The organism is Variovorax sp. Root411 (assembly GCF_001425205.1).
Lineage (GTDB): Bacteria > Pseudomonadota > Gammaproteobacteria > Burkholderiales > Burkholderiaceae_C > Variovorax.
Genome location: NZ_LMDW01000017.1, coordinates 213,711 through 233,470, shown reverse-complemented (window position 1 = coordinate 233,470; position 19,760 = coordinate 213,711). Strand labels below are relative to the sequence as shown.

16 protein-coding genes are annotated in these 19,760 nt (G+C 68.0%); 11 read left to right on the top strand and 5 right to left on the bottom strand.

Annotation, left to right across the window (positions count from 1 at the left end):
• Positions 1–8 precede the first annotated feature (8 nt).
• The 11 genes from ASC92_RS21580 (at position 9) to ASC92_RS21530 (ending at position 15,440) form a co-directional block, all read left to right on the top strand.
• Positions 9–1,523 (top strand): ABC transporter ATP-binding protein, encoded by a 1,515-nt coding sequence (locus tag ASC92_RS21580; protein WP_056519716.1) that lies wholly within the window; start codon positions 9–11, stop codon positions 1,521–1,523.
• Complete coding sequence (locus ASC92_RS21575) at positions 1,516–2,661, top strand: ABC transporter permease (protein WP_056519714.1); 1,146 nt, start codon at positions 1,516–1,518, stop codon at positions 2,659–2,661. Before ASC92_RS21580 ends, ASC92_RS21575 begins: the two co-directional genes overlap by 8 nt.
• A 279-nt stretch (positions 2,662–2,940) precedes the next feature.
• Positions 2,941–3,861, top strand: a complete 921-nt coding sequence (locus ASC92_RS21570; RefSeq protein ID WP_056519711.1) for an ABC transporter permease — start codon at positions 2,941–2,943, stop codon at positions 3,859–3,861.
• A 47-nt stretch (positions 3,862–3,908) separates the two neighbouring features.
• Positions 3,909–5,081: a BMP family ABC transporter substrate-binding protein gene (locus tag ASC92_RS21565; protein ID WP_056519709.1), complete on the top strand. Its 1,173-nt coding sequence runs from the start codon at positions 3,909–3,911 to the stop codon at positions 5,079–5,081.
• A gap of 361 nt (positions 5,082–5,442) precedes the next feature.
• Positions 5,443–9,423, top strand: a complete 3,981-nt coding sequence (locus ASC92_RS21560) for a TOMM system kinase/cyclase fusion protein (protein WP_235505937.1) — start codon at positions 5,443–5,445, stop codon at positions 9,421–9,423.
• Between the two features lie 18 nt (positions 9,424–9,441).
• Positions 9,442–10,233, top strand: coding sequence for a BMA_0021/BMA_0022 family TOMM bacteriocin (locus tag ASC92_RS21555; protein WP_056519703.1), 792 nt, complete (start codon positions 9,442–9,444; stop codon positions 10,231–10,233).
• A gap of 19 nt (positions 10,234–10,252) precedes the next feature.
• Positions 10,253–11,083 carry a class I SAM-dependent methyltransferase gene (locus ASC92_RS21550; protein ID WP_414820419.1) on the top strand — a complete coding sequence of 277 codons (831 nt, stop codon included), beginning with the start codon at positions 10,253–10,255 and terminating at the stop codon, positions 11,081–11,083.
• A gap of 4 nt (positions 11,084–11,087) precedes the next feature.
• Positions 11,088–13,214 carry a TOMM precursor leader peptide-binding protein gene (locus ASC92_RS21545; protein WP_235505936.1) on the top strand — a complete coding sequence of 709 codons (2,127 nt, stop codon included), beginning with the start codon at positions 11,088–11,090 and terminating at the stop codon, positions 13,212–13,214.
• A 22-nt stretch (positions 13,215–13,236) separates the two neighbouring features.
• Positions 13,237–14,175 carry an FHA domain-containing protein gene (locus ASC92_RS21540; RefSeq protein ID WP_056519696.1) on the top strand — a complete coding sequence of 313 codons (939 nt, stop codon included), beginning with the start codon at positions 13,237–13,239 and terminating at the stop codon, positions 14,173–14,175.
• A gap of 110 nt (positions 14,176–14,285) precedes the next feature.
• The gene (locus tag ASC92_RS21535) at positions 14,286–14,936 is read left to right on the top strand and encodes a hypothetical protein (RefSeq protein ID WP_235505935.1); all 651 of its coding nucleotides are present in this window, start codon (positions 14,286–14,288) and stop codon (positions 14,934–14,936) included.
• A gap of 60 nt (positions 14,937–14,996) precedes the next feature.
• Positions 14,997–15,440 carry a hypothetical protein gene (locus tag ASC92_RS21530; protein ID WP_235505934.1) on the top strand — a complete coding sequence of 148 codons (444 nt, stop codon included), beginning with the start codon at positions 14,997–14,999 and terminating at the stop codon, positions 15,438–15,440.
• A gap of 151 nt (positions 15,441–15,591) precedes the next feature.
• Here the strand turns inward: ASC92_RS21530 and ASC92_RS21525 are convergent, their stop codons facing one another.
• The 5 genes from ASC92_RS21525 to ASC92_RS21505 form a co-directional block, all read right to left on the bottom strand.
• Entirely contained in the window at positions 15,592–15,984 is a 393-nt protein-coding gene (locus ASC92_RS21525; protein ID WP_056519685.1) for a nuclear transport factor 2 family protein, read from the bottom strand.
• 89 nt (positions 15,985–16,073) lie between these two features.
• Entirely contained in the window at positions 16,074–17,360 is a 1,287-nt protein-coding gene (locus tag ASC92_RS21520) for an NAD(P)/FAD-dependent oxidoreductase (protein ID WP_056519682.1), read from the bottom strand.
• Positions 17,357–18,121, bottom strand: coding sequence for an amino acid ABC transporter ATP-binding protein (locus ASC92_RS21515; RefSeq protein ID WP_056519928.1), 765 nt, complete (start codon positions 18,119–18,121; stop codon positions 17,357–17,359). The genes ASC92_RS21520 and ASC92_RS21515 overlap by 4 nt, the downstream gene beginning before the upstream one ends.
• Positions 18,122–18,123: 2 nt before the next feature.
• Complete coding sequence (ehuD, locus tag ASC92_RS21510) at positions 18,124–18,795, bottom strand: ectoine/hydroxyectoine ABC transporter permease subunit EhuD (protein WP_056519679.1); 672 nt, start codon at positions 18,793–18,795, stop codon at positions 18,124–18,126.
• A 167-nt stretch (positions 18,796–18,962) separates the two neighbouring features.
• On the bottom strand, positions 18,963–19,739 hold the full coding sequence (locus ASC92_RS21505; RefSeq protein WP_056519676.1) for an ABC transporter substrate-binding protein: 777 nt from the start codon (positions 19,737–19,739) through the stop codon (positions 18,963–18,965).
• Positions 19,740–19,760 lie beyond the last annotated feature (21 nt).

Sequence of the window (19,760 nt, the reverse complement as noted above, 5' to 3'; positions counted from 1 at the left end):
AACCCGGCATGACAACCCCAAGACTCCAGCTCGCGAACATCACCAAGCGATATCCCGCGGTGGTGGCGAACAGCGACATCTCCCTGGCCGTGCAGCCCGGCGAGATCCACGCCGTGCTCGGCGAGAACGGCGCCGGCAAATCGACCCTGATGAAGATCATCTACGGCTCGGTCAAGCCCGACGAAGGCACCGTCATGTTCGACGGCCAGGCCGTGAACCTGCGCAACCCGCAGCAGGCGAGGGCGCTGGGCATCAGCATGGTGTTCCAGCACTTCAGCCTGTTCGACACACTCACCGTGGCCGAGAACGTCTGGCTGGGGCTCGACAAATCGCTGCAGCTGGCCGAGGTGGCGCGCAGCATCACGGCCAAGGCGAGCGAATACGGGCTCGACATCGACCCGGCGCGGCCGGTGCATACGCTGTCGGTGGGCGAAATGCAGCGGGTCGAAATCATCCGCGCGCTGCTCACCAACCCCAAGCTGCTGATCCTCGACGAGCCGACCTCGGTGCTGACGCCGCAGGCGGTAGTCAAGCTGTTCACGGTGCTGAAGAAGCTGTCGTCCGAGGGCTGCAGCATCCTGTACATCAGCCACAAGCTGCACGAGATCCAGGAGCTGTGCAGCGCCTGCACGGTGCTGCGCGGCGGCAAGGTGACGGGGGTGTGCAATCCGCAGAACGAGAGCACGCAGTCGCTGTCGCGGCTGATGATCGGCAGCGAGCCGCCGCCGCTGCAGCACCGGCCGGTGCATGCGGGCGCGGTGGCGCTGCGCGTCGACGGGCTGACGCTGGCGCGCGAAGACCAGTTCGGCATGGACCTCGAGAGCATTTCGTTCGAGGTTCGCGCGGGTGAAGTGGTCGGCATCGCCGGTGTCTCCGGCAACGGCCAGCGGGAATTGCTCTACACGCTGTCGGGCGAGGACGTGCGCGCCGAGGCGCCGATGGTCCGGGTGTTCGACCAGCCCGCCGGCCGGCTGCGCCCGCGCGCGCGCCGCGCGCTGGGCCTGCACTTCGTGCCCGAGGAACGGCTGGGCCGCGGCGCGGTGCCCACGCTGGGGCTCGCGCACAACCTGCTGCTCACGCGCGGCGATGCCGTGGGCCGGGGCGGATGGATCCGCACCGGCGCGCTCGAACGCCAGGCGAAAGCCATCATCGAGCGCTTCAAGGTCAAGGCAGGAGGCCCTCGCGCGGCGGCGCGGTCGCTGTCGGGCGGCAACCTGCAGAAATTCATCGTCGGGCGCGAGATCGACGCCAACCCCAAGCTCTTCATCGTCTCGCAGCCGACCTGGGGCGTGGACGTGGGCGCGGCCGCGCTGATCCATGCCGAGATCCTCGCGCTGCGCGATGCCGGCTGTGCGGTGCTGGTGATCAGCGAGGAGCTCGACGAGCTGTTCAACATCTGCGACCGGCTGCACGTGATCGCCAAGGGCCGGCTGTCGCCCTCCATCGACCGCGCTGCCGCAACGCTGCCGCAGATTGGTGAATGGATGAGCGGCCTTTGGAAGAAGGAGGCGGCCCATGTTTAAGCTCGAACCCCGCCCGGAGCTTTCGCGCTTCTGGAGCTATGCTTCGCCGATATTGGCGCTGGCGATCACCGTGCTGATCGGCGTGGCGCTGTTCGCGGCGCTCGGCAAGGACCCGGTCAAGGGCCTGCTGGTGTTCTTCTATGAGCCCATCAAGAGCGGCTATGCCATCGGCGAGCTGATGGTCAAGGCCACGCCGCTGCTCATCATCGCGCTGGGGCTGGCCGTGTGCTTCCGCTCGAACGTGTGGAACATCGGCGCGGAAGGGCAGTTCGTGTTCGGCGCCATCGCGGCGGGTGGCGTGGCGCTGCTGGCCGACAAGACTACGGGCCAGTGGATCGTCGCGGCCATCCTGCTGGCGGGCATTCTCGGCGGCATGGTGTGGGCGGGCATCGTCGCGTTTCTGCGCGACAGGTGCAACGCCAACGAAATCCTGGTGAGCCTGATGCTGGTCTACGTGGCCACGCTGCTGCTGGGCTACATGGTCTACGGGCCGTGGAAGGACCCGCACGGCTACAACTTCCCGCAGACCAAGACCTTCGAGGCGGTCACGCAGATCCCGCGCCTGTTCAAGGGCTCGCGCGTGAGCATCGGGTTGGTCATCGCGCTGGTGGGCGCGGGGGCGCTGTGGGTGTTCCTGTTCCGCACGCGGGCGGGCTTTGCGCAGCAGGTCGGCGGGCTTGCGCCGGCGGCGTCGCGCTATGCGGGCTTCTCGGCGCGGCGCGCGGTGTGGATCGCGCTGCTGACTTCGGGGGGCGCGGCCGGCCTCGCCGGTGCGCTCGAAGTGGCAGGGCCGCTCGGCCAGCTCACTCCCTATGTGCCGGCGGGCTACGGCTTCGCGGCGATCATCGTGGCCTTCGTCGGACGTCTGCATCCGGTGGGCATGATCTTCTCGGCCATCCTCATGAGCATGTTCTACATCGGGGGCGAGCTGGCGCAATCGCGGCTCGGCCTGCCGAAGTCGTTGACTGGCGTGTTCCAGGGGCTCTTGCTCTTCACGCTGCTGGCGTGCGACACGCTCATTGCCTATCGCATTCGCCGCAAGGCGGCTGTCAAGGCTGCTGGCTTGACGACAAGTTCGCTGCAGGTGAGCACGCCGCTCACTGCGCCTGTCGCGCGGCCGAACGAAGGAGCACTTTGAATGAAGGCCTTGGCTTCGATTCGAGTGCCGCGTGTGTCAGGGTGCGCTCACGCCGACGGGGTACCTTGCTCCGCGAATGTCCCCCGCTTCGCTCCTCCTTTATTTCGCTGCGCAAGGCACCCCGCCAGGGCACCGGGTGCTCCCCGCAGCGAAATAAAGGAGGAGCGAAGCGGGGGACATTCGCGCAGGGGAGTACCCGGTGGCCTGGGCACGCGCCCTGAACAACAGCGCCCCGAACGTCAGCCCTCGAACACAAGCAACCCGCGCCGGAGCAATTGAATGGAAAGCTACGCACTCCTCCTGGGCTCCACCCTGAGCGCCGGAACGGTCCTCGCCATCGCGGCGCTGGGCCTGCTCATCAACGAGAAGGCCGGCATTGTCAACCTCGGCGCCGAGGGCCTGATGCTCTGCGCCGCCATCGCCGGCTTCGCGACGGTCGTCACCACCCACAACCCCTGGCTCGGCTTCCTCGCCGGCATGGCGGCGGGCGCCTTGCTCGCGGCCTTCTTCGGCGTGCTGGTGATCTGGCTCAACACCAACCAGTACGCGACCGGCCTCGCACTGAGCCTGTTCGGCGTCGGCTTCTCGGCCTTTGCCGGCATCAATTTCGTGCAGGCCAAGCTGCCCGCGAGCGTGAGCTACGCCATCCCCGTGCTGGCCGACATTCCGCTCGTGGGCCCTGCGCTGTTCCGCCATCACCCGATGGTTTACTTCGCGGTGGTGCTGACCTTCGGGCTGGTCTGGTTCCTGTATCGCACGCGCGCCGGGCTGGTGCTGCGCTCGGTAGGCGAGTCGCCCGAGTCGGCGCATGCGCTGGGCTACCCCGTGCGGCGCATCCGCTTCATGGCGGTGATCGCGGGCGGCGCGCTGTGCGGACTGGCGGGCGCCTACCTCTCGACCGTGTACACCCCGTTGTGGGTCGAGGGCATGGTCGCCGGCCGCGGCTGGATTGCGCTGGCGCTCACCACCTTTGCCACGTGGCGGCCGATTCGCGTGCTGCTGGGTGCCTACCTGTTCGGCGGCGTGTCGATGCTTGGCTTTCACCTGCAGAGCAGCGGCGTCGACGTGCCCTCGCAGTTCCTCAGCATGCTGCAGTACATCGCGCCGATCGTGGTGCTCGCGCTGATCTCGCGCAACCCGGCGTTCATCCGCGCCAACATGCCGGCCTCCATCGGGAAACCGTTCTACCCCGGCTCATAATCGTGTTTCGTTTTTCCGCCAACCTGTCCTTTTGAGGATTTCCGACAATGAATGATCTGAACAAGCGCTCCCTGCTCAAGCTGGCCGCCCTCACGGCGGTCGCTTCGGCGGCCCTGATCGGCTGCGGCAAGAAAGAAGAAGCGGCAGTACCGGCCGCGGCGCCCGCGCCGGCCCCGGCACCCGCCGCTGCCGCACCGGCTCCGGCAGCGCCGCTGAACATCGCATTCGCCTACGTCGGACCCGTGGGCGACGGCGGCTGGACCTTCGCGCACGACAACGCGCGCAAGGCGCTCGAAAAGGAATTCGGCGACAAGATCAAGACCACCTTCGTCGAAAGCGTGCCCGAAGGCGCCGACGCCGAGCGCGTTTTCCGCGACATGGTGAGCCAGGGCAACAAGCTGATCTTCGGCACCACCTTCGGCTACATGGAGCCGATGCTCAAGGTCGCGGCCGACAGCAAGGACGTGAAGTTCGAACACGCCACCGGCTACAAGACCTCCGACAACATGCGCACCTACGACAGCCGCACGTACGAGGGCGCGTACATGGCCGGCGTGATCGCCGGCGCCATGACCAAGAGCAACACGCTGGGCGTGGTCGGCTCGGTGCCGATCCCCGAAGTGCTGCGCAACATCAACAGCTTCACGCTGGGCGCGCAGTCGGTCAACCCGAAGATCACGACCAAGGTGGTGTGGGTCAACGAGTGGTTCAGCCCGCCCAAGGAAACCGAAGCCGCCACCGCCCTCATCAACGGCGGCGCCGACGTGCTGTTCCAGAACACCGATTCGCCGGCCGTGCTCAAGACCGCGCAAGAGAAGGGCAAGCGCGCCTTCGGCTGGGACTCCGACATGACCGCCTACGGCCCCAAGGCCCACCTGGCCTCGGCCACCATCAACTGGGCCCCGTACTACATCAAGGCCACCCAGGAAGCCCTGGACGGCAAGTGGACCACCGGCCAGAGCTGGTGGGGCGTGAAGGAAGGCGCCATCGACCTCGTGTCGATCGCCGATGACGTGCCGGCCGAAACCAAGGCCAAGGTCGAGGCGGTGAAGAAGGGCCTGAAGGACGGCAGCTTCGTGATCTGGAAGGGCCCGATCCTCGGCCAGGACGGCAAGGAACTGGTCGCCAAGGACGCGGTGGCCGACGACAAGTTCCTGTCGGGCGTGAACTTCTACGTGAAGGGTGTCGAAGGCAAGGTGCCGGGCGGCGACAAGAAATAAGCTCGCCCCCAGGCTGCGCGCACTTCGTGTCGCGCACGCCTTCCCCCTACCGAGGGCAACACCTGCGGGCCGGCAAAGCCGGTTCCGCGGTGTTCGCGAAGGAGCCCGGGCTGCGCCGGGCACTTCATATACACCGAAAAGTTCTAACGACCCGCACTTGTTGCGGGTTTTCTTTTTTGGAGTGTTACCTGCCTGAATGTCCTTGTGTCCGCTACAGTAACAATTAGTGTCACTAGTGCGTACCGTCGCAGCGCGGAACGCGGCCGAGGCAAGTCCCGGAGGACCATCAACGCTCCATCACGACGAGGCTGAAATGCAGGATGCCGCCACCAACCCCACGCACGCAGCGTTGCAACCGCAATTGTCTGAACCGCTGGAGATTCCAGGCTACGACCTGCTGGAGGAGCTGGGCGCAGGCGGCTACGGCACCGTCTATCGCGCGCTGCAGCAGCGCACCGGCACCGTGGTCGCGATCAAGGTGGTCAAGCTGCAGGTCGGCAGCCCGCGCGTTGCACGTTTCCACCGCGAGACCATGCTCTGCGCCGCGCTGCACCATCCGCACATCGTGCAGCTGCTCGACAAGGGCGAGCAGGGCGCCTGCGTCTATGGCGTCTTCGAGTACGTGCCGGGAGAAACGCTCACCAGCCTGATCCGGCGCAAGGGCGCGCTGACGGCCCCCGAAACCGCCCACCTCATGGCGGAGGTGCTGGATGCGCTGGACTGCGCGCATGCCGCGGGCATCGTGCATCGCGACCTGAAGCCCGACAACGTGATGGTCACGTTCACCGGCGCCGTCCCGCATGCGAAGGTGCTGGACTTCGGCATCAGCACCGTCATTCCCATGAACAGGGGCGCCGAATTCCTGACGCTCACGATGACGGAAGAGGCCCTGGGCACGCCGGCCTACAGCGCACCCGAGCAGCTGCGCGGCGAGCCGCCCGGTGTCAAGTCCGATCTGTATGCCTGGGGCCTGATGTTCATCGAATGCCTGACCGGCGTGCCCGCCATCCGCGGCGCGTCGGCGGCGGAGATTCTTCATCAGCAACTGAGCCCGCAGGAAGTGCCGCTGCCCTCGGAGATCGCCAGCCACCCGGTGGCCTCCGTGCTGCGGCAGGCACTGAGGAAGAAGGCCGCCGACCGCTGCGATTCCGCAGCCACGCTGCTGGCCGAACTCGGGCGCCTGCGGCTGGACGACCTCGTGGGCGTGCTGCGCTCGGCCAAGCAGGCGCAGGACGAGGCGCTGGCCCATACCGTGGTGACGACGCGCGGCTTCTCCGAAAAGCGGCAGCTCACGGTGCTGTGCTGCAGCGTCTCCGTCTGGCCGGACGCCGACGCCGAGGGCCCCGACGATGCCTTGCCCTCTGACATCGAAAAACTGGAGCTGCTGCAGCGCAACGAACTCTCGCTGTTCGCCGAGTCCGCCACGCGGCGCGGCGGATGGCTGGCGGGCACGCTGGGCGACCGGATGATCGTGCTGTTCGGCTATCCGCACGCCAGCGACACCGACGCGCGGCAGGCCGGCATGACGGCGCTGGAGCTGATTGCATTGAGCCGCCAGCGCTCGGCCGCCATCGAGCAGGCGCACGGCGTGCATCTCGGCATCCGCATGGGCATGCACACCGGCATGGCGGTAGTGGCCGCCGGAGAAATCCCGTCGGGCCATGCAGTCAACGTCGCGGTGCGGCTCGAGGGCGTTGCCGAAACCGGCACGCTGCTGGCGAGCGAAAGCAGTTACCGGCTGCTGGGGCGCCATGCGCGCTTCGACAAGGCCGGCAGCGTGACCCTGCCGGGGCAGTCCGGCGGCATCCAGACCTATTGCCTCAGCAGCAAGCGGCAGGCGTCCATGCTGCACGAGTCGGCGGAACAGGCACTGCATGACGCGTGCATTGGCCGCGAGCCCGAACTGCAGCAGCTGCGCGAAGCGTGGGCCCAGGCCCGGCAGGGCCACGGGGGCGCGGTGTGGGTTCGCGGCGAGCCCGGCATCGGCAAGTCGTGTCTCGCCGACATGCTGCGCGAGCAGGTGGCGCAGGAAGGCTGGCAGACCGTCAGCGCGCAGTGCCAGCCCGAAAGCCAGAACAACGCGCTGACGCCGTTCCTGGCGCTGCTGCGCCAGCGGCTCGAGGCCGCACCCGACGCCGCCACGCCGGACGACCGGCGCGAGCGGCTTCGCGAGGCCCTGCATGCGGCCGGCTGCGACGGCGAGGTGGTGCTGCCGATCTTCTGCGCATGGCTTTCCCTGCCGCTGGGCGACAGCGCGCCCAGCCAGATGTCTCCCCCGATGCAGAAGGCGCTGCTGCTGCAGTCGATCGCGCAGTGGCTGCTGTACATGGCCGAAACGGCGCCGCTGCTGCTCTTGCTCGAGGACGTGCATTGGGCCGACCCCACGAGCATCGAGTTTCTCGAGCAGCTGGTCGCGCAGCTGCCGCAGCGGCGCGTGCTGCTGGTGCTGACCGCGCGGCCCGAATGGGAGAAGCCGACGGAACTGCAGGCGGCGTGCATCGAGGTGCGGCGTCTGGAAGACGCGCAGGCGGCCGAACTGGCCCGGCAGGCGCTGGCGCCGAGGGTCGCCGCGCCGCAGGTGATCGACAACGTGGTCGCGCGCACCGACGGCGTGCCGCTGTTCATCCAGGAAATGGCGCGCATGCTGCTGGACGCCTACCTGGTGGAGAAGGACGGCGTGTGGGTCTTCAAGGACACCGCGCAGCCGGCGGCCATTCCGGTCACGCTGCGCGACTCTCTGGTCAGCCGCTTCGACCGGCTGGGCCCCGTCAAGGGCCTGCTGCAGCTGGCCGCCACCATCGGGCGGCAGTTCGATGCCGAGCTGCTGTGCGCCTGTTCGGGCAAGCCTCCCGAAGCCATGGACAAGGACATGGCCGTGCTGCTCGACGCGGGGCTCGTGGCGCCGGCCGGGCCGCCGGGCGCCTTCATCTTCCGCCACGCGCTGATCCGCGACACCGCCTACGAGTGCATGCTCGTCGCGCAGCGCCAGCAGCAGCACCGCAACGTGGCGCAGACGCTGCTGGACAGCCAGCCGCAGCGCGTGGCGGACGAGCCGGGCAGCGTGGCCCAGCACTGGGCGGATGCGGGCGAGCACGCGCAGGCCATTGCGCTGGCGGTGCAGCAGCTGCGCATCACACAGCACCGCTCGCTGAACGACGAAACCATTTCCTACGCCCAGCACATCGACGGCTGGATGGCGCACCTGGATGGCGCCGCGCAGCGCGAGGCGCGGCTTGACGTGAACAGCTACGTCACGCAGGCGATGATGAACAAGTACGGCTGGGCGCATGCGCAGGTGGTGGACCGCATCGCCCTGTCGCAGGAACTGCTCGACGACAGCGTGCCCCGCGAGAAGCAGGTGCAGCACCTGTGGACGCTGATCACCTTCCACCACGTCGCGAGCAACCGCGCCGAGGTGCAGCGGCTGAGCCAGCGGCTGCTCGACCATGCCGTGCAGCAGCAGGACCAGGGCGTGTTCGTGGCGGCACAGACCTATCTTGGGCTCGCGCACTATTCCGACGGCCAGTTCGAACTCGGCGAGCAGTCGTTGAGCGACGCCATCGAGCGCTACAGCCCCGAGGCGCACGCGCACCATGCCGCCGACTTCGGCTTCGACACCCGCGTATGGGCCACCACGGGACGCGCGCTGGTGCGCTGGTTTGCGGGCCACGACGCGGCCGCGCGCACCGACGCCGCGAACGCCGTGCGGTGGGCGCGCGAGATGTCGCACATTCCGTCGCTGAGCATGGCCCTGCTGTACCAGAGCCTGGGCCACCAGGCCCGCAACGACAAGGCGCGGGCGCTGGTCAGCACGGGCGAACTGCTCGGCATCACCGCGCGCTATGGCCTGCCGGCGTTCCAGGGATATGCGGAAATCATCCGCTGCTGGGCCACCGGCGACGTCGACAGCATCGCGCAAGCCGACGCCTGGGTGCAGGCGCTGTGGGGCATGGGCTGCCGCTATTGCCAGACCTACTACCGCGCCTTCGCCGCCGACACGCTGGCCGCCAACCAGCGCTGGAGCGAAGCGCTCGAGCGCATCGACGAGTGCCTGCGCATGGCGGACGAGCTCAAGGAAGGGCTCTACAGGTCCGAGCTCCATCTGCAGAAGGCCCGCTACCTGCAGGCCGCTGGCGGTGAGCGCGCGGCGGTGGCCGCGTGCTTCGCGCAGGCTGCCGACGTGGCGCGCGAGGGGGCCAAGCACAGGACCGAGTACGAGGCCCTGGCGGCGTTGCAGGCACTGGCACCCGAAGGCCGCGACGTGGCCGCGCGCTTGATGGAACTGGCCGGCCTGCGGTCGGAGTTGCCCGCACGCATGCCCCTGCAGATATCTGTTTCTTGAACCAAGGATGAAGTGACCATGACCTCTCAACGCCAAAGTGCCGATCCGCTGCTCGAATTCCGCCTTGCCTACCTTCGGGGGGTCGCCCGATCGTGGCAGGACGATGCCTACCGCCGCGAACTGCTCGACCAGCAGGACATCCAGCCCATGCTGCGCCGCGACTTCGGCCTGCGGACGCTGTGGCCCCAAGTCGACATCAGGCTCTTCCAGAATCCGGATCCGGACATGCGGGCCGAATGGAAGCCGATGCTCACGTCCGGCTGGGTCGGCCCCGACGATTCCTTCATCATCGTGCTGCCGCAGGCGCCTTCCTCGCATGCCGCGGAGGCCCTGGCCGCCTACTACCAGGTGTTCCCGGACTTCATGGGCGGCACCGTTGCCTTCGAGGCGCCCGAAGCGTCCACCATCGGCCTGAAGGCTGCGCTGCCCACGGGCCTTGGCATCCCCGGCGGCGGCGAAGGTTCGCTGCTGGCGTTCGGCGGGCTGGTGCTGCGCGCAATCGCGCTCGCATGGCAATCGCCGGAGTTCCTTTTCGACCTGACGCGCGACCCCGACACCGACAAGGCGCCCGTGCTGAGCCAATGGCTGGGCTACAACAATCCGTTCAATTTCAACATCCTGTTCACGACCAATTCGGCCTTCACGTGGGACACGGCGCGCGGCGAATGGAACCTGGAGAATGCCGACGGCTCGCCGATCAAGAACGGCCTCCTCCTCAACTACCCGAACGCGCCGGTGGAAGAGGGCATGCGGGCGATCGCGCTCACCTCGTACAACAACACGGGCGACCCCTATCCCTTCACCTGCTGAGTCCGCGGTCAACCGGGGGCTGGCCGCGGGCGCGCTGCAAGGCGCCACGGCCACGCTCCTGCTCACGCTGGCCGCGCGCGCCGAGGCCAGCCGCCTGCGCGGCAATGCGCAGGCGTTCTCCGATCCCGAGGCGCAGCGCATCGCGGCCTCGCTTCCCTTCGACCTCTCGGCCTATGCGATGGACGCGGCATTCGTCAGGAGCGTGGTTTTGCGGGCTGCACTGTTCGACCGTTTCGCGGCCGAGTTCCTCGCAACCCATCCGGACGGCCTGTGCATCACGCTGGGCGCGGGGCTGTGCACGCGGCGCGGCCGGCTCGGGGCCGCCGTGGCGGCAGGCTCCCGCTGGCTGAACATCGATCTGCCAGAGGCCATCAGCCTGCGGGCGCGGCACATGGCGTGCGGCGAAGGCGAGACCGATCTCGCATGCTCGATCCTCGACGACGCGTGGCTCGACGCCGCCGGCCTGCCCGGCGAGCGGCCCGTGCTCACGATGCTGGAGGGCGTCTGCCCCTACCTTCCGCAGGCGCCGCTGGAGGCCCTGCTGCGCCGGTTGGCCGGGCGCTTCGAGCACGGCGCGACGCCGTGCATCGTCGTGCTCGACCATGTGCATCCGGTGCTCGCGCGCCAGCCGATGGCGGTGGGAGGCATGCGGCTGCCGGTGGTGTCGGGCTTCGAAGATGCCCGGCAGATCGCGCGTCTGCATCGGTCGATGCGGGTGCTGTCTGAAGACCACATCTATGCGCAATTCTCCGAACAGCATCGGCTGTTCGAGGCGGCGTTCCAGGCCGCGACGGGCGCCTGGCCCTATGCCGTCGTGCGCCTTGCACTGGGCCAGCAAGACGATGCGTAGCGCCGTGGCACCGGATTTCTTCGGCGACGTTTTCCGCTGGCACGAGAAGCACCTGCCGCCAGTCTTGCTGCAAGACCGCCTGCTGCTGCTGAGCGAAAACGAACTGCTCGTGCTCGGCTCGCCCGGCGTCATGGCCCTCGAGCGCGTGCTGCGCGAGCGCGTGAGCCTCGCGACGCATTGCCGCAGCGAAGGCGCGGCCGCCCCGCTCGCGGAAATGCTGCATGCGCTCGAAGCTTTGGCGCGCCAGGGCCTCGTGCAACCGGCCGCGCTGGATTGCGGCGAGCCGTACCTCGTGCCCGATTTTTCGGTGGAACCTGTGCGCGCGGCCCTCTCCGATCACGTCGATTTCCTCGTGCTGTCGCAGGCCGTGAACGACAGTGCGGCACGGCGCTGGGGGCAGGGGATCGCCGAGGCGGGCGACGCCGGCCTCACCCTCGTGTTCTGCGACGACTACCTGGACCCGCGGCTCGGCGTGATCGATGCGCAGCAGCGCGCTTCGGGGCGTCCATGGCTGCTGCTCAAGCCAACCGGCGAACAGGCCATGGCCGGCCCGGTCTTCAGGCCGAGCGCGGCGGCGGCCGGCCCCTGCTGGCATTGCCTCGCGCACCGCTGGCTCGGGAACCGGCCGGCGCGCGCCTGGTGGCAGGACCGGCACGGCGGCATGGCCATCGGCCCGCCCGTGCGTGCCGGCGAGGGGCTTGTCGGCGAGCGCCTCGATCGACTGCTTTCCGTCGCCAAACAACTCGTCGCGCACGCCGACGCACAGGTGCGCACGCTGGATTCATCGCAGCCGCATTTCGTCTTCGGCCGCCCCCAGTGCCCGCAGTGCGGAACGTCGGGACTCATGGCGCAGCGGCAACGCGAACGCATCGCGCTGGCGCCGGGCCTGCCCACCGCCCGGCGCGATGGCGGTTGGCGCACGGTGCCTGCCTCGGCCACGGTGGAGCGGCTGGCGCGCCACGTCAGTCCGCTGTGCGGCGTGATCGCGCAGGTGCGGCCGCTCAATGCGGAATCCGATGATGCGCTGACGGTCTATCGCAGCGAGATCTTCAGGACAGCACCGGCCGGCGGCGATGCGCTACCCGGCCCGCTGACCCAGGTCTGCCTCGGCAAAGGCATGTCGATGGCGCAGTCCCGCGCCAGCGCTTTGTGCGAGGCGGTCGAACGCCACGCCGCCTTCTACCAGGGCGACGAGGCCTCGGTCGTCGCGCTCGCGGCCGACCTCGACGCGCGCTGCGTCCAACCGCAGGCGCTGGCGCTCTTCAGCGACCGGCAGCGCGCGCGGTTCGACATCGAAAAACCACCGCACGCCGTGGCGAACTCATACGCGGCGCCGGGTCAGCCCGCATGGTGGACGCCCGCCTGGTCGCTGACTTCCGATGCCCGCTGCTACCTCCCGCTGGCCTTCTGCTTCGCGAATGCGCCGGTGCCGAGCCAGTGCCACGTCAACTGGACATCGAACGGATGCGCCGCCGGGAACACACGCGAGGAAGCCATCCTGCAGGGCTTTCTCGAACTGGTGGAGCGCGATGCCGCCGCCATCTGGTGGTATGGCGAAATCCGCAGGCCGGCCATCGACCTCGGCGGCCTGGGCGCCGAAATCCGCCAGCGCATCGAGCGCACCTGCGGCCCGGAGTGGGAGCGCTGGGTGCTCGACATCACCCATGACTTCGGCATCCCCGTGGCAGTTGCCGTCGGCCGGCACGGGCAAACGGGCGAATGGGCCATCGGCTTCGGCTGCAGCACCGACCGCGCGCTGGCCTGCGAACGTGCGCTCACGGAAATGAGCCAGCTGATCGTGGCCGGCAAGACCTTCGCAATGCAGCACGCCGGCTTTCTCATGCCGGCGAAGATGAGCGACGCCGTGCCGGTGCCAGCCGCGCAGACGGATATCGCCGAAGAAATCAAGCGCTGCGTCGGCATTGCCGCTGTCCTTGGCCTGGAGACCATCGTCCTCGACCACACGCGTCCCGACATCCCGCTGTGCACGGTGAAGGTGGTCGTGCCTGGCCTGTGCCACATCTGGCCGGAGCTGGGCAACCCGCGCCTGTACGGCGTGCCCGTCGCCATGGGATGGCGCGACACTTCGGTGAGCGAGGGCGACCTCAACCCGCAGGCGCTCTACGTCTGAGCTCGCGAGAGAGAATGTACCGATGGCCATTTTCAGGAACAAGCTCGACGGGCGCGCCACCATGCTGCGGCCCGTGCATGCCTTCGGGCGCCGCGCCTCGGCGTGCCAGACGGTGCTCAAGGCGGCGGACGTGTCGCAGGTCCACGCGCTTGTCCGGTGGAACGGCCGCGCATGGGAGATCGTCGACCAGAGCCGCAACGGCACCACGTTGAACGGCGAGCGTTTGCCGGGCGGCCGCTGGACCGTCTTGCCTGCGGGCGCCGAAGTCCGCATGGGCGTGGGCGATGAAACGGTCTGGATCGCGGACGACCTCGCGCCGCCGGCCACCTGCCTTTTTCCGAGCGAGGGGCGCGGCGCCGCCGTGGTGCTGAACCTCCGTGAAAACCTGCTGCCGGACGAGCAGCAGCCGGAAGTGAACGTGTATTTCCACGAAGGCAAATGGATGCTCGAGCACATCGGCGGCATCGAGTACCTGAGCGATGGCGCCGTGGTCCGCACCTCGGGCAGCACGTGGGAGTTCGTGCTGGGCGACGACCTGGCGTCCACTTCCGAGAATCCGATCGCAGCCTCGGCGCCGGCCTCGGCGGAGGTTTCGCTGCACTTCAACGTCAGCCAGAACGAGGAGCACACGAGCCTGAGCCTGGTGGCGGACGGCAAATCGGTGTCGCTCGGCGAGCGCATCCATCACTACACCCTCGTCACGCTCGCCCGCGTGCGACAGCAGGACGCGCAAAGAGGCGTTGCGCCGCAGAGCCAGGGCTGGATCGGGCTGGACGAACTCTCGCGCATGCTGGGCGTGGAGCCCTCGTACGTGAACATCCAGATCTTTCGGGCGAAGCACCAGATCCTCAATGCGTTGCCGCCCCGGCTGGCCGAGCCGCCGCTGGTCGAGCGGCGTCGCGGAAACGTGCGCCTTGGCAACTATCCCTTCGAGATCCAGGGCGGCGCACAGCGCGTGTAATCGCCTGTAATTTCATTCTTCCCCGGCGATCCCTAGAGTGAGGTCCAGTTCGGTGCCGTTGCGGCACCAACCGCCTGATCCATCACTTCCGGAAGAGAGTTGCCATGGGGATGATCTATTCAGTCACGGTCAACAACCATGCGAGTCATTCGGCTTATTTCATGGTGTTCCAGAACGACCCGACGCAATGGGCGCCGAACGCGCTGTCTCTGGCCTGGTTCGCCGAGTTCTCGAACCCCGGCCCGAGTTCGCGCGTCAAGTTCCAGTGGAGCGTCGACACCGGCTTCTCCTGGGCCGAAACTGGTGCACTGCAGCCCGGCACCCAGTTCACCGCCACGGAAACCTACGACGCGACCGGCCTGAACAACAAGATCACGCTCGACTACGACCGTGCCTACCGGTTCGTCAACCCGATCCCGGGACCCGATCAGTCGCGGTTCTACCTCGCCGAGTCGGCCAGCGTCCCGAGCAGGTCCGCGGCTGCCGTGGGCGTGACCATGGGAGGCAGCACGGTGTACGCGGCGCAGGCACGCCCCAACCAGAACCTGGCCTTTTCGCCGCGCCCCCGCTACTTCATCGCCTATGGCGACTACGAGGAAGGCGATGTGATCGACGTCAGCGCGATCAACAACCCGCTCGAGTTGCCGTATCCAGCCGGCGTCTACGCACTGACCACCACATTGAATGCCAACGGAACCTGGGACCAGCCGAAGAGCCTGGCCCATTCCAACGCGAGCCGCCTGCGGCTGCTCGCGGCTTGAATTTTCAGCTGTCACACCTCCCGGTTCCGTTGAGGACGCCACTCATGAGAAGCACACGCCATGCTGCAAAACATCCTTTCACCGTTTCTTGCACCTCGCCAGCCGCTTCCATCGAGCTTGCGGAGTCAGGCAATGCGCCCGCAGCAAGCCGCCGTTGAGCGGGTAGCGACGCGGCGCGTGTTCCTGGTGCCCCCAGGCGCCCGTCTGCACGACCCCAACGTCGATTGCCTGGCCATGGACGAGGAGGTCTGGGAGCGTGGCTATTCGCTGGTGATCGACGAGGTGAAGCGCGGCCCGCTGCAGGACTTCTGGAAGCACTACTACGGCACCTCCGCCGAAATGGCGATGTCCGGCAACGGGCTGATGGAGTTCCGCAAGGACATCATGGCGATCACCCCGGATTGCCTGAGCGAGCCGGCCGTGTTCCGGTTTCTCGTGCAGCTGACCCGGATGTGCGTGCGGGCGTACAGCGTGCAGGGCAGCCTGCAGGTCGTAGCTGAATAAACACTCCCCCAGGCTACGCGCACTTCGTGTCGCTGCGCCAACCCCCTCGCCGGGGGCGACACCTGCGGCCCGGCAGAGCCGGTTCCGCGGTGTCTCGCGAAGGGGCCGCGCTGGTTCGAACGCCCGGGGCGTGCCGGGCGCATTGGCGCTGTCAGGATTGCGGGGGCTGCAGCTGCGCCGCCATCTTCTGGTGGATCAGGTTCACGGCCTTCAGCGGGCGCAGCATCACCTTGAACTCGGTGATCCTGCCTGCGTCGTTCCACTTCATCATGTCGACGCCGTTGATCTGGATGCCATCCAGCTCGAGCGCGAATTCGAGCACCGCATCGTGCTCTGACCTGAGTTCGCGCACATAGCGGAAGCTCTCGTTGAAGAAGACCTGGAACGCCGCTGCCAGGTACTTCTGCGTGATCGCCTTCCCGACCTGGGGCTTGTGCACCACCGGCGAATGGAAGACAGCGTCGTCGTCGAGCAGGGCATCGAGCCCCGCTACATCGCGTTCCTTGACGAGCCGGTGCCAGGTGGCGAGGGTGTCGATGGGCATGTGTCTCCTGAAGAGGTGAGTAGGGATGCCCGGCATTTGACGCACAGGCGTGCGACATGGCAAGACATCCCGGGCACCTGGGCGACTCGTCAGGCCAGCCGGTCGAGCAGGCTGTACCAGGCCACGCCTCCGGCCACGTAGAAGCGCTGCAGGCCATGCAGCGGGATCGGCTGGATCGGCGTCACCGGGTATGGAAAATTCGCGCCCGCATCCACGAGCCGCGCAGCCAGGTGCTTGCCCATGCTCGTGGCCAGCGCGATGCCCCGTCCGTTGTAGCCCAGCGCGATCGTCACGCCCGGCGCCGGCGTGTGCACGTGCGGCATGAAGTCGCGCGTGACCGCGATGCGGCCGGCCCAGCGGTACTCGTAGCGCAGCGGCCCTAGCTGGGGGAACAGCAGTTCGAGCGAGCGCTCCAGGTGCGCGAAATCCGTGGGGCCCGTGGGGTCGGCGAAGTGCCCGCGCCCGCCCATCAGCAGGCGGCCCTGCGCGTCCTTGCGGAAGTAGAGCAGCAGGCGCTGCGAGGTCGAAGCCGTTTCGCCGTGCGGCAGGATGGCATCGGCCGCCGCGCCCTTGAGCGGTTCCGTTGCGACGATGAAGCTGTTCGCGGCCAGCACCGTGCGCTGCAGCTTGGGCCACAGCGCCCCCGTGTAGCCGTTGGTCGCGATGACGACCTGCTCCGCGATGACCGTGGCGCCGGTCGATGTGCTCGCGTGCCAGTGCGTGCCGCGGCGCTCCAGCGCCGTGACCTCGGTGCCGCCGTGCACCGCCGCACCGAAACCCTGCGCGGCGTGCACCAGTCCGCGCGTGTAGGCCAGTGGCTGGATGCCGCCGGCGCGGCCGTCGAGCCAGCCACCGGCAAAGGCGTCGGTACCGAGCCGCGCGCCAACGGCTGCGCGGTCGAGCATCTGCGTCTTCACGCCGCGCCTGGCCCATTGCTCGGCGCGGGCATGCAGGCCCGCCACGGCCTTCGGTGCGTAGGCCACCTGGAGCCAGCCGTTGCGCACCGGCTGGCAATCGATGCCGTGGCGCGCGATCAGCTCGAACACCAGGTCGGCCGAGTGCGAGACCGCATCGATCAAGGGTTCGGCATGCGCGCAGCCGTAGAGCCGGACGAGTTCGTCGGGGTCGTACTTGAGCGTGGGGTTCACCTGCCCGCCGTTGCGCCCCGACGCGCCCCAGCCGGGCTCGTGCGCTTCGAGCACGCAGACCTGCACGCCCGCCTCGGCCAGATGCAGCGCGGCCGACAGGCCGGTGAAGCCGCCGCCCACGATCAGCACGTCGACATTGCGCGATTCGGTCAGCGGCGGCGTCGGCGGCGCGGGTGGTGCGGTGGCGGCCCAGAGCGATGGCGGCATCGGCGTGGCACGACCGCTCATGCGCGCGCCTCCGGGGCACTGCCGGCGGCGCCAGAGGGATGCAGCACGCGCCGCAGGAAGTCTTGCGTGCGTGCCTGGCGTGGCGCACCGAGCACCTGCGCGGACGGGCCTTCCTCGACGATGCTGCCGCTGTGCAGGAAGCACACGCGGTCGGCCACCTCCCGCGCGAAGCCCATCTCGTGCGTGACCACGATCATCGTCATGCCTTCGTCCGCCAGTGCGCGCATCACGCCGAGCACGTCGCCGACCAGTTCGGGGTCGAGCGCCGAGGTAGGCTCGTCGAACAGCATGGCCTCGGGTTTCATCGCCAGCGCGCGCGCGATGGCCACGCGCTGCTGCTGTCCGCCCGAGAGCTGCGCCGGCCAGGCCTGCGCCTTCTCGGCCAGTCCCACCTTGGCCAGCAGCGCCAGCGCCTCTTCGCGCGCCTGCGCCGCGTTCTGGCGCAGCACGTAGACCGGGCCTTCCATCACGTTCTCCAGCACGGTGCGGTGCGGGAACAGATTGAAACGCTGGAACACCATGCCCATCCGGCTGCGAAGCCGGTGGATGGTGGGCGCGTTGCGGTCCACCCGCTCGCCGAAGGCCCGCACCTCGCCGCCCTCGTACGACTCGAGCCCGTTGATGCAGCGAAGCACCGTCGACTTGCCCGAGCCCGAAGGGCCGATGAGGCACACCACTTCGCCCTTGTTCACATGGAGGCTCACGCCCTGCAGCACGCGGTGCGTGCCGAAGCGTTTTTCCAGTCCTTCGACCTGGATCATGGTCATGGTTGTTTTCTCCCGGCGGCAAAGCGCTTCTCGAGCCGGCGCAGGCACCAGACCAGCGGCAGGCTCATGAGCAGGTAGAGCAGCGCGACCAGCGTGTAGACCGTCATGTTCTGGAAGGTCGACGAGGCGATGAGCTGGCCGGCGCGCGTCATCTCGGCCACAGTGATGGTCGAGACCAGCGAGGAGTCTTTCAGCATCATCACCAGCGTGTTGCCGTATGGCGGCAGCGCGATGCGAAAGGCCTGCGGCAGGATCACGCGGCGCATGATCAGCGCCGAGCGCATGCCCATGGCCTGCGCGGCCTCGCGCTGGCCCGGGTCGACGGCTTCGATGCCGGCGCGGAAGTTCTCGGCCTGGTAGGCCGAGTACGCAATGCCCAGGCCGATCACGCCGGCCTGGAAGGCCGTGAGCTGCACGCCGAACTCGGGCAGCACGAAGTAGATGTAGAACAGCTGCACGATGATCGGCAGCCCTCGGATCACGTTGATGGCCACCGTGGCCGCCCAGGAAAGGGCGCGCACGGGCGACAGCTTCATCAGCGCAAGCGCAAGGCCGAGCGCGCTGCTCAGCAGGAACGCGAGCACCGTGACCTGCACGGTGACCACCGCGCCCTGCAGGAGGATCGGCAGGAAGTCCTGCGCGTGCTGGAGGAAGGAGGGAGCAGCCATCTACATCAATCCTGTCGTTCGATGCGCAGCACGCCGAATTGACCGGCCGACGTAGCCAGGCCCATTCGGGGAACACCGCGGAACCGGCTTTGCCGGGCCGCAGGTGTTGCCCCCTGCAAGGGGGTTGGCGCAGCGACACGAAGTGCGCGAAGCCCTGGGGGTGTGCATCAGATCCCCCACTTCTGGACGATCTTCGCGAGCGTGCCGTCGGCCTTGACGGTGGCAATCGCCTTGTTGATGCGGGCCATGGTTTCGGTGTCGCCCTTGCGCACCACGAGGCACACGTCGCCCACGTTCACGGGCTTGTAGCTGTCGACCAGCTTTACGCCGGGGAAGGTGTTCTGGCGCAGCTGGTAGGCCATGATGGGTTGGTCGCCCAGCCCCGCCTTGATGCGCCCGAGCGAGAGGTCGCGCGTCATGTCGGCTACCGAGTCGTAGCTGCGCACCTCCTTGAAGATGCCCTTCTTGTTCAGCATGTCGAGGAACACCGTGCCGACCTGCGCGCCCACCACTTCGCCCTTGAGCTCGTCGAGCGAGACGTACGCGCGTGTGTCGTCGGCCTTGACGATCAGGCCCTCGCCGTACGAGTACACCGGGTCGCTGAAGTCGACCACTTCCTGGCGTGCCGCCGTCTTGAGCATGGCGGCCGAGACGATGTCGATCTTGCGGGCCGTGAGCGAGGGGATCAGCGCCGAGAACACCGTCTGCTGCACGTTGACGTTGAAGCCGCCCGCCTTGCCCACGGCCGTGACGGTGTCGACCATCATTCCCTGAATGGTGTTGGTCTTCACGTCGAGGAAGGTGAAGGGCACGCCGGTAGCGGTGGCGCCCACGTTGTAGGTCGGGGGGGCCGAGGCGGTGCCCTGCGCCATGGCCAGCGCGGCGCTGCCGGCGATGCAAAGACCCAGGGCCAGGCGGTGAAGGTGGCGAACGATGCGATTCATGGAAGCACTCCTCGAGGAAAA